The sequence below is a fragment of the Pseudomonas sp. EA_15y_Pfl1_P101 genome (genome assembly GCF_963970835.1).
In the GTDB taxonomy this organism is placed as follows: domain Bacteria; phylum Pseudomonadota; class Gammaproteobacteria; order Pseudomonadales; family Pseudomonadaceae; genus Aquipseudomonas; species Aquipseudomonas tritici.
The window spans coordinates 334,546-344,623 of sequence record NZ_CAXAPA010000005.1; the positions used below are offsets into that span (position 1 = coordinate 334,546).

At 60.5% G+C, this 10,078-nt stretch carries 8 protein-coding genes and 1 riboswitch; of the genes, 4 read left to right on the plus strand and 4 right to left on the minus strand.

Annotated elements, in window-relative coordinates:
• Positions 1 to 37 precede the first annotated feature (37 nt).
• Positions 38 to 232, minus strand: a riboswitch (cobalamin riboswitch).
• Positions 233 to 592: 360 nt separating this feature from the next.
• Complete coding sequence (locus AACY36_RS10680) at positions 593 to 1,537, minus strand: DNA/RNA non-specific endonuclease (RefSeq protein WP_339416364.1); 945 nt, start codon at positions 1,535 to 1,537, stop codon at positions 593 to 595.
• 127 nt (positions 1,538 to 1,664) lie between these two features.
• On the opposite strand from AACY36_RS10680, the gene AACY36_RS10685 reads away from it, so the two are divergent.
• Complete coding sequence (locus tag AACY36_RS10685) at positions 1,665 to 2,729, plus strand: M4 family metallopeptidase (RefSeq protein WP_339416363.1); 1,065 nt, start codon at positions 1,665 to 1,667, stop codon at positions 2,727 to 2,729.
• A 14-nt stretch (positions 2,730 to 2,743) separates the two neighbouring features.
• A complete protein-coding gene (locus tag AACY36_RS10690) occupies positions 2,744 to 3,049 on the plus strand; it encodes a protealysin inhibitor emfourin (protein ID WP_339416362.1) in 306 nt (101 codons plus the stop codon).
• A gap of 65 nt (positions 3,050 to 3,114) precedes the next feature.
• On the opposite strand, the gene AACY36_RS10695 is transcribed toward AACY36_RS10690, so the two are convergent.
• Complete coding sequence (locus AACY36_RS10695; protein WP_339416361.1) at positions 3,115 to 4,497, minus strand: aldehyde dehydrogenase family protein; 1,383 nt, start codon at positions 4,495 to 4,497, stop codon at positions 3,115 to 3,117.
• A gap of 103 nt (positions 4,498 to 4,600) precedes the next feature.
• Here AACY36_RS10695 and ptrR point away from each other — a divergent pair, with 103 nt between their 5' ends.
• A complete protein-coding gene (gene ptrR / locus AACY36_RS10700; protein WP_339416359.1) occupies positions 4,601 to 5,473 on the plus strand; it encodes a putrescine utilization regulator PtrR in 873 nt (290 codons plus the stop codon).
• A gap of 102 nt (positions 5,474 to 5,575) precedes the next feature.
• On the opposite strand, the gene AACY36_RS10705 is transcribed toward ptrR, so the two are convergent.
• Positions 5,576 to 5,785, minus strand: a complete 210-nt coding sequence (locus AACY36_RS10705; protein WP_038442076.1) for a hypothetical protein — start codon at positions 5,783 to 5,785, stop codon at positions 5,576 to 5,578.
• A 110-nt stretch (positions 5,786 to 5,895) separates the two neighbouring features.
• Positions 5,896 to 7,092, minus strand: a complete 1,197-nt coding sequence (locus tag AACY36_RS10710) for an amino acid aminotransferase (protein ID WP_339416357.1) — start codon at positions 7,090 to 7,092, stop codon at positions 5,896 to 5,898.
• 341 nt (positions 7,093 to 7,433) lie between these two features.
• Here AACY36_RS10710 and uvrB point away from each other — a divergent pair, with 341 nt between their 5' ends.
• Positions 7,434 to 9,449, plus strand: a complete 2,016-nt coding sequence (gene uvrB / locus AACY36_RS10715) for an excinuclease ABC subunit UvrB (RefSeq protein WP_065880879.1) — start codon at positions 7,434 to 7,436, stop codon at positions 9,447 to 9,449.
• Positions 9,450 to 10,078: the final 629 nt, after the last annotated feature.

The following is a 10,078-nucleotide window of genomic DNA, read 5'->3' on the forward strand; positions in this document are numbered from 1 at the left end:
ACAGGCAAGCGTGTCCTCCCGGACACCCCGCCGGTTAGTGATTGAGCTTAAGCCGGCAGGTCTCCTGACTGATGCGTCGTCGCCACGCTCCAGCCTTCCCGGACGTGATCCAGTGGCATTAAGGAGCAGGCTCAGCACCTACAGTTGCGGGGGCAGTTCCGATTGGCGCGGGTGTAGCGCGCTTCGGATTCCCTATTAGTCCCGTTTGGGAACCGGCGCGGTATGGTAGTCGATCAGGCGCGTCAGCGGGAGCTCCAAAGACGCGGGGCATGAAGATGGTGGTAGCTCTGGCGGGGGCCGACAAAGTGCGTGCGGCCGTTGAGAAGACCCGGGCGCATTTTCATTACATCAATGCGCAATGATCGCTCGCACCTTGAACCGTCTGGGTGGACTGGCGCGGTTGTTCAGCGTGAAGGCCGAAGCTCGACTGATTCGGCCAATCACCACAGATCAAAATGTGGGAGCTGGCTTGTCGAGCTGCTGCGATAGCCATAAGTATCTCCACATCTTGAGCGAGCACTCTGCTACGCGTTATCACATCAAAAATGTGTAGATACCTGTGCTCCCACACGTGGTGCATTTGAAGCGTCGGTCAGAGACGAATGTCTTCCGGACCTTGTATCAACGCTTCAATCCGCGTGCCGGTGGCGCGTTCTTCGTTGCTGAAGCCGTCGTAGTCGGCAAGGTTGGCAAAACGGATGCCGGTCAGCCGTTCTATCTGGATCACACTGCGTTGGTAGGTCCTGAGCTGGCCGAACACCAGCTCGAGCCGGCCCAACTCGCGGCTCTGGTCAATCATGTAGGCGCTCGCGCAAGGCTTGCCGTCGTCGCCGAGGTAGGCGACGACTTTCCAGAAGGCCTTGGGGATTTTAACGCCCCGGTACACACGGTCGTCGTCGGCAAACACCGGCCCGGTAAACACGGTGGCGCGGGCTTTCCAACGTTGTGTGTTATCGAGAATATAGTCTTCGAGTTCCAGCCAGGTCTTCTGGTTGAACCCACTCATCTGCGGCGAGCAGTTGGTGAAGTGGAATGTGTCGACGTTGGCGATTTTCGCCTCGTCGCCCCAATTGGGGTCCTGTCGGCGTACCAGGTGGCCGCGATCAAGGCCATTGCTGGCGTAGAGGTCTTCGCCCACCTGCGCGTCGATGGGCAGGCGGCCATCGTAGGCCCAAATGTCGTTTCTGCGGGCAACGTCCACATGCAGCCCCCCGTCGATATTGGCGCCCACGTACAGCGCGAGGCGCCTTGAGCGTGACATCGTCACCGAGAAGTGCGTGTAGTCCAGGCGGTCGCCGCCCTCTTTCAGCGTCTGTACATCATCCGCAATCGCGCCCTCAACGGTGGGCCAGGGCACCACGAAGCTGCCGAGAAAATCCTCGGCGTAGCCGCTCCGGTCCTTGAAGTCCTTGGCCGCAGTGACGCGTGGCGTCGCCGCCTTGGCCTCAAGCAGAGTGGGGCTGGGCGCGAGCAGCGGGCGCAGGTCGGCGAGCCGTGGGCGGTACGAAAGGTCGATTTTGGTTTTGCGTGCGGGCATCGGTCAGTCCTCCTTGGATAAGCACGACTGCAACATAGGTTAATGACAATTGATGACACGCGTTAACCCCATGGAGCTATCCTGAATCGATACCCGGACGTTGTCACATGCCAAATGGAGCCAGCCAATGTGTGTTCGCCAGCAGCATCGCAATCCGATTTTCTGCCTGATCCCGCCCTACATGCTCGACCAGATCGCCCGCAACGGTGATAAAGCGCAGCGGGAAATCGCGTTGCGCACCCGCGCTAAAGACAGCACGTTCCGTTCGTTGCGCATGGTCGCGGTGCCCGCCAAAGGGCCCGCTCACATGGCACTGGCCATGGCCGCAGGCAAGCGGCGCTCGATCTACAGCGCCGAGGGCACCGACAGCCTGCCGGGAACGCTGGTCCGTGGCGAAGGGCAGCCCGCCAGCGGTGATGCGGCGGTGGACGAGGCCTATGACGGCTTGGGCGCCACCTTTGATTTTTTCGAGCAGGTCTTCGACCGCAACTCCATCGATGATGCCGGCATGGCATTGGATGCGACCGTTCATTTTGGCCAGAACTACAACAATGCGTTCTGGAACTCTTCCCAGATGGTGTTTGGCGATGGCGATGAGCAGTTGTTCAATCGCTTCACAGTGGCGCTCGACGTGATTGGCCATGAGCTGGCCCATGGCGTCACCGAGGATGAGGCCAAGCTGATGTACTTCAACCAGTCCGGCGCGTTGAACGAGTCGCTGTCGGACGTGTTCGGCTCACTGATCAAGCAATATGCACTGCAGCAATCGGCGCAAGACGCCGACTGGCTGATCGGCAAGGGGCTGTTTACGCCAAAGATCAAAGGCACCGCCCTGCGTTCGATGAAAGCCCCCGGCACCGCGTTTGACGACGAACTGCTGGGCAAGGACCCTCAGCCTGGGCACATGGATGATTTTGTCCAGACCTACGAGGACAATGGAGGGGTGCATATCAATTCCGGCATCCCCAACCATGCGTTCTACCAAGTGGCGACGAAGTTGGGCGGGTTCGCCTGGGAGCACGCCGGGCGTATCTGGTATGACGCGTTGCGCGATGCGCGGCTGCGGCCCAACTCGGGGTTTCTGCGCTTTGCGCGCATCACCTACGATAGTGCCGGTCGACTCTACGGCGCGAACAAGGATGAGCAGAAGGCGGTCAAGGAAGGTTGGAAAGCGGTCGGCATTTCGGTTTGACGTGAGGAGCAACCATGCAGATTTCGATCAAGGAAAACGGCGGACCGGCATTTTTCCCCGGTTTGGCCCAGCCCCGTACGGTGAAGCTGGACGCGCTGCCTGAGCAGGATCAGCAGGAGTTGCGGCAACTGATCGCGGCTTCAGACTTTTTTCAGTTGCCGCAGAGCACCGTCCCGGAGCCCGGCAAGCCAGGCCAGGTGCATTACACCCTGACCGTGACAGAGGGCCAGCGCGAGCACACGGTGTGCGTGCTGGCGCCGGTGAAGTCCCAGGCACTGGACGGGCTGGTGCAGTGCGTACGCAGGCATATTCGGTGTTGAGGCCGCTTTAGCTCTACTGCGCAGCCCCACGGGAGCGAGCGCCCGCACCACAGGTAATGCTCGACTTATTTGCGATCCAGCCACACCGTTTGCGCGTTGCAGAATTCGCGTACGCCGAAGTGCGACAACTCGCGGCCGAACCCACTTTTTTTCACGCCGCCAAACGCCACCCGAGGGTCGGAAACGCTGAAGGCGTTGACGAAGATCCCGCCGGTTTCCAACTGGTTGGCGATATCGCGTGCCTTCGCCGGGTCGGTGGTGAAGATGCTGGCGGTGAGGCCGAACTCGCTATCATTCGCCAGGGCCACGGCGTGGTCGGCGTCGCGGGCGGTGATGATCGAGGCCACGGGGCCGAACAGTTCCTGCTTGAATGAGGTCATCTGGTCGGTGACGTTTGCCAGTACGGTCGGTGCGTAGAAGTTGCCGGCGCCGGGTACTTTGTTGCCGCCCAGCAATAGGGTTGCGCCTTCTTCCAGGGTGGCCTGGACCTGGTCGTGCAGTTCGTCGCGCAGGTCGAAGCGCGCCATCGGGCCGATGTAGGTGGCGGCGCAAGTCGGGTCGCCCATTATCAGGGCGCGGCTGGCTTCGAGGAATTTGGCGGTGAAGGCGTCCACCACACCGGCCTCGATGATCAGGCGCTTGGCGGCGGCGCAGACTTGGCCGCTGTTCTGGAAGCGGCCGATCAGGGCGGCTTGCACGGCGGCGTCGAGGTCGGCGTCGTTGAGTACGATGAACGGGTCGGAGCCGCCGAGTTCCAGCACGCATTTTTTCAGTGCAGCGCCGGCCTGGGAGCCAATGGCGATGCCGGCACGCACGCTGCCGGTCAGGGTAACGGCGGCGATGCGTGGGTCGGCGATGGCTTTGGTCACGCCTTCGTTGGCCACGTTGATCACTTCGAACAGCCCTTCGGCGAAGCCAGCCTTTTTAAACGTTTGTTGGATCAGATAGGCACTGCCCATCACGTTCGGTGCGTGTTTGAGCACGTAGGTGTTGCCGGCAAGCATGGTCGGCACGGCGCCGCGCAGCACTTGCCATACTGGGAAGTTCCACGGCATTACCGCCAGGATAGGGCCGAGCGGGCGGTATTCGATCTGGGCGCTGCCGTTGTCCACCAGGGTCGGTTCCGGGGCGAGCATGGCCGGACCGTGGGCGGCGTACCATTCGCTGAGTTGCGCGCATTTTTCGATTTCGGCACGGGCTTGGGCGATGGGTTTGCCCATTTCCAGGATGATGGTCTGGGCCATTTCTTCGGCTTGGTCACGCAGGGCGCTGGCCAGGTTCAGCAGCAACTCGGCGCGCTGGCTCACTGGCTGGCGGCGCCAGGTGCGGAACGCGCGGGTGGCGCGATCGAGGGCGGCGTCCAGTTGCTGATGGGTTTCGTAGGGATAGCTGGCGACGGTTTCGCCGTTGACCGGGTTAATCGAGAGGGCATGGGTGGTTGCGTTCATGGCGCCGTCCTGCTGAATGAATACGTTGAGTTCAGCCTAAGGGGCTATCTCTTTTCTGGAAACTGAATAATATTAAGCAATACGTTCACGATTGGAGAATGACGTGGATTTGGTGCAGCTGGAAATCTTCAAGGCCGTTGCCGAGCAGGGCAGCATCAGCGCCGCCGCGCAGTTGATTCATCGGGTGCCGTCGAACCTGACCACGCGCATCAAGCAACTGGAGCAGGATCTGGGCGTGGAACTGTTTATCCGAGAGAAAAGCCGCCTGCGCCTGTCGCCGGCCGGGTGGAATTTCCTCGGCTATGCGCGGCGCATCCTCGACCTGGTGCAGGAAGCCCGCGCGACGGTGGCGGGGGAGGAGCCCCAGGGCGCGTTTGCCCTGGGCTCGCTGGAAAGCACCGCGGCGGTGCGCATACCCGCATTGCTGGCGGCCTACAACCAGAAACACACCAAGGTCGAGTTGGACTTGAGCACTGGGCCATCGGGCACGATGATTGAAGGCGTGCTGTCGGGTCGACTGACGGCGGCGTTTGTTGATGGCCCGGTGCTGCACAGCACCCTTGAGGGCGTAGCGGTATTTGAAGAAGAGATGGTGGTGATTGCGCCGCTGCATCACGCGCCGATCACACGAGGGCAAGAGGTGAACGGCGAGAACATCTACACCTTTCGCTCGAACTGCTCGTACCGGCATCACTTTGAGCGCTGGTTCTCACAGGACGGCGCGGTACCGGGCAAGATCTTCGAGATCGAGTCCTATCACGGCATGCTTGCCTGCGTCAGCGCCGGGGCCGGGGTGGCACTGATGCCGCGCAGCATGCTGGAAAGCATGCCGGGGTTTGCGGCGGTGAGTGTGTGGCCGCTGACGGAAAATTTCCGGATATTGCACACTTGGCTGATCTGGCGGCGGGGCACTGTCTCGCAGAGTTTGAACAGTTTTGTGAAGTTGCTGGAGGAACGCGCTCTGGTAACCCAGTAGATCGAATGTTGTATATGGCTTGCCTGCGATAGCATCAACCCGTTTTGCCTGATACGCCGAGGTGCTGGCATCGCAGGCAAGCCAGCCACATTTTGATCTCTATCAGCCGCCGAATTGCAGGGTGCCCATCGCCAGCTTTGCCATTAACGCGGTGGCACCCAATTGCACCAGCCACAGTGCCAAGCCTCCGAGGAACACGCCGAGCGCTACCTGCAACACCAAGCTCTTCTGGCGCTTGGCTTGCGGCGCGCGTGGGGTGAAGTGGTCCAGCTCGTCGCGGTCGGCACGCAGGTCCAGGTCATCGTTTCTCATAAGGCTCTCACAGCGAAGGGGCAATCAGGGTTCAGTCTAGGGGAGCAGGGCATTTTCTGACAGGCATTAAAAAGGGAAGCCGTGGCTTCCCTTCTGGCGGCGCCGCCAAGTTAGAGAACCTGAACAATCGCCTTTGTGACCGCATCAATGTTCGACTGGTTCAGCGCCGCCACACAGATACGCCCGGTATCCAGTGCATAGATCCCAAACTCGGTGCGCAAGCGGGTGACTTGCTCAACGGTCAGGCCTGAGTAGGAGAACATCCCGCGCTGGCGGCCGACAAAGCTGAAGTCCTTGCCCGGAGCAGCCTTGGCCAGTTCGGCGACCATCTGCTCGCGCATGCCACGGATGCGCAGGCGCATTTCAGCCAGTTCGGCTTCCCATTGGGCGCGCAGCTCAGGGTTGTTCAACACCGCTGCAACAATTGCCGCGCCGTGGGTCGGCGGGTTGGAGTAGTTGGTGCGGATCACACGCTTGACCTGGGACAGGATGCGCGCGCTTTCTTCCTTGGAGTCGCTAACGATGGACAGCGCGCCCACACGTTCGCCGTACAGCGAGAACGACTTGGAGAACGAACTGGACACAAAGAAGGTCAGGCCCGACTCAGCGAAAAGACGTACGGCAGCGGCGTCTTCGTGGATGCCGTCGCCAAAGCCCTGGTAGGCCATGTCGAGGAACGGCACCAGGTTCTTGGCCTTGACCACATCCAGCACATTCTGCCAGTCGGCCGGGCTCAGGTCGACGCCGGTCGGGTTGTGGCAGCAGGCGTGCAGCACCACGATGGACTGTGGCGGCAGGGCGTTGAGGTCTTCGAGCAGGCCTGCACGGTTTACGTCGTGGGTGGCGGCGTCGTAGTAGCGGTAGTTCTGCACCGGGAAACCCGCGGTTTCGAACAGGGCGCGGTGGTTTTCCCAGCTTGGGTCGCTGATGGCGACAACGGCGTCTGGCAGCAGTTGCTTGAGGAAGTCGGCACCGATTTTCAGGGCGCCGGTTCCGCCAACGGCCTGGACGGTCACGACGCGACTCGCGGCCAGCAGTGGCGACTCAGCACCGAACAGCAGCGTTTGCACGGCCTTGTCATACGCCGCGATGCCGTCGATCGGCAGGTAGCCTCGGGCTGCGTGTTGCGCCACGCGAATGGCTTCCGCTTCGGCAACGGCACGCAAGAGTGGAATCTTCCCCTCTTCGTTGCAGTAAACGCCCACGCCAAGGTTGACCTTGGTGGTTCGTGTATCGGCGTTGAATGCTTCGTTGAGGCCCAGGATAGGATCGCGTGGTGCCATTTCGACAGCGGAGAACAGGCTCATTTTGCGGCAGCTCTATGGGGGAAGGGAGGGACGTGTCGCGCTCCAGCCGAATGCACTAGAGCGGTGCACAAACGGGGAGCTAGTATAGAGGCCATCACGGCTGAGGGCGACAGCCGAAACGGCTTTTCGGCCAAGTTTTTAGGTTTATTTGCTGGCCGTTAGTCTTATTGCAACCGTGATCGGAAAGCTCGCGTAGGAGTATTGCCTTGAAACCCGACACATTCGCCACCACTTCTATGGCTATCATGGTTTTTTCCTACCGTCCGCTCTGAATCTTCGCGGGTTGTGGTCTATTTCGTCCTCGACGGGTTTACAGTCTGGGGTGACTACACGAGGTACTTATGTCGGATTTCCAACTCGTCACCCGCTTTGAACCCGCTGGCGATCAGCCAGAAGCCATTCGCCAGATGGTCGAGGGCATCGAAGCCGGCCTGGCCCATCAGACGCTGCTCGGGGTGACCGGTTCGGGCAAGACCTTCAGCATCGCCAACGTGATCGCGCAGATCAACCGGCCCACGCTGGTGCTGGCGCCCAACAAGACCCTGGCCGCGCAGTTGTATGGCGAGTTCAAGGCGTTCTTCCCGAATAACGCGGTGGAATACTTCGTTTCCTACTACGACTACTACCAGCCCGAAGCCTATGTGCCGTCCTCCGATACCTTTATCGAGAAGGACGCGTCGATCAACGACCACATCGAGCAGATGCGGCTGTCGGCGACCAAGGCGCTGCTCGAGCGCAAGGACGCTATCATCGTCACCACGGTGTCGTGCATCTACGGCCTGGGCAGCCCGGAAACCTATTTGAAAATGGTGCTGCACGTTGATCGCGGCGACAAACTCGACCAGCGCGAGTTGCTGCGCCGCCTGACGAGCCTGCAATACACCCGCAATGACATGGACTTTGCCCGCGCGACCTTCCGCGTGCGCGGCGATGTCATCGATATTTACCCGGCGGAATCCGATCTGGAAGCGATCCGCATCGAACTGTTTGACGATGAAGTCGAGAGCCTGTCGGCCTTCGACCCGTTGACCGGCGAGGTAATCCGCAAGCTGCCGCGCTTCACGTTCTATCCGAAAAGCCACTACGTGACCCCGCGCGAAACCCTCATGGGCGCCATCGAGGGCATCAAGACCGAGTTGGCCGAGCGCCTGGAGTACCTGCGGTCCAACAACAAACTGGTGGAAGCCCAGCGCCTGGAGCAGCGCACCCGCTTCGACCTGGAGATGATCCTGGAGCTGGGCTACTGCAACGGTATCGAAAACTACTCGCGCTATCTCTCGGGTCGTGATTCCGGGCAGGCGCCGCCTACACTATTTGATTACTTGCCGGACGACGCGCTGTTGGTGATCGACGAGTCCCACGTCAGCGTGCCGCAGGTCGGCGCGATGTACAAAGGTGACCGCTCGCGTAAAGAGACGTTGGTGGAATACGGTTTCCGTCTGCCGTCGGCGCTGGACAACCGGCCAATGCGTTTTGACGAGTTTGAAAGCATCAGCCCGCAGACGATTTTTGTCTCGGCCACGCCGGGTAATTACGAAGCCGAGCATGCGGGCCGTGTGGTTGAGCAGTTGGTGCGCCCGACGGGTCTCGTCGACCCGCAAATCGAAATCCGGCCCGCGTTGACCCAGGTCGATGACTTGCTCTCGGAGATCGGCAAACGCGTGGCCCTGGAAGAGCGGGTGCTGGTCACCACGCTGACCAAGCGCATGTCTGAAGACCTGACTGACTATCTCGCCGACCACGGCGTGCGCGTGCGCTACCTGCACTCGGACATCGATACGGTAGAGCGCGTGGAGATCATCCGCGACCTTCGCCTGGGCACCTTTGATGTGCTGGTGGGGATCAACCTGCTGCGTGAAGGTCTGGACATGCCGGAAGTGTCGCTGGTGGCGATCCTCGATGCGGACAAGGAGGGTTTCCTGCGTTCCGAACGCTCGCTGATCCAGACCATCGGCCGCGCGGCACGTAACCTCAATGGGCGGGCGATTCTCTACGCGGACCGCATTACCGGCTCCATGGAGCGGGCGATTGGCGAGACCGAGCGCCGCCGCGACAAACAGATTGCCTTTAACCTGGAACATGGCATCACGCCCAAGGGTGTGTTCAAGGACGTTGCCGACATCATGGAAGGCGCCGTGGTACCGGGCTCGCGCAGCAAGAAGCGCAAGGGCATGGCCAAGGCTGCCGAGGAAAGCGCCAAGTACGAGAACGAACTGCGCTCGCCGAGTGAAATCACCAAGCGCATTCGGCAATTGGAAGAGAAGATGTACCAGTTGGCGCGGGACTTGGAGTTTGAAGCGGCGGCGCAGATGCGCGATGAGATTGGCAAGTTGCGTGAGCGGTTGCTGGCTGTTTGATTTGCGTTGACTGACCTGGCCCCATCGCAGGCAAGCCAGCTCTCACATTTTGACCGCGTTAACCGTTCAAGGTGGGAGCTGGCTTGCCTGCGATGGGCATAGGTATCTACACAACTTTCCGCCCGATGCCCGAGCTCGGCTGAGCAGCGGTTGCTCTGGCTTTTGATCTGTTTTTGATTTTGATCTCAGGCGCCCCATCAACCACGCTGGCCGAACGCAGGCTTGAGTCCGTGGGTAACCCGGCAGGACGCCGGGTTAGCCGCACTGGGCCAAGGATGGCCCATTGCGGCGGCCCACGGATTCAAGCCTTCGTTCTGGCACACCGAGCTTAAGCGAGGTGCCGAGTGGTGGGGCGAAGCGTTTTGGGTTACTTTTGGCGCTCTTCCAAAAGTGACTCGCCGTAAGGGCGAAACCCTAAGTAGCCGTTACCGCAGAAATGGATATGTACTCATTCCAACCACACCGCATGGTCAGCCCAGAGGCCGCCATCGCAGGCAAGCCAGCTCTTATCAAACAAAAAATAACTCATTGTTTTTGCTCTTAAAATTTAAGCCGCTTTAACCAGCTGCAATCCAAGTTTGCGTGCCTTGCGTTCCAAGGCGCGCATCTGCCGATCACGGCTTCTTTCT

Bases quoted from the DNA above. Each gene is read 5' to 3' on its own strand.
- AACY36_RS10680 (WP_339416364.1), bottom strand. From the start codon at position 1,537: ATGCCCGCACGCAAAACCAAAATCGACCTTTCGTACCGCCCACGGCTC.
- AACY36_RS10685 (WP_339416363.1), top strand. From the start codon at position 1,665: ATGTGTGTTCGCCAGCAGCATCGCAATCCGATTTTCTGCCTGATCCCG.
- AACY36_RS10690 (WP_339416362.1), top strand. From the start codon at position 2,744: ATGCAGATTTCGATCAAGGAAAACGGCGGACCGGCATTTTTCCCCGGT.
- AACY36_RS10695 (WP_339416361.1), bottom strand. From the start codon at position 4,497: ATGAACGCAACCACCCATGCCCTCTCGATTAACCCGGTCAACGGCGAA.
- AACY36_RS10705 (WP_038442076.1), bottom strand. From the start codon at position 5,785: ATGAGAAACGATGACCTGGACCTGCGTGCCGACCGCGACGAGCTGGAC.
- AACY36_RS10710 (WP_339416357.1), bottom strand. From the start codon at position 7,092: ATGAGCCTGTTCTCCGCTGTCGAAATGGCACCACGCGATCCTATCCTG.
- uvrB (WP_065880879.1), top strand. From the start codon at position 7,434: ATGTCGGATTTCCAACTCGTCACCCGCTTTGAACCCGCTGGCGATCAG.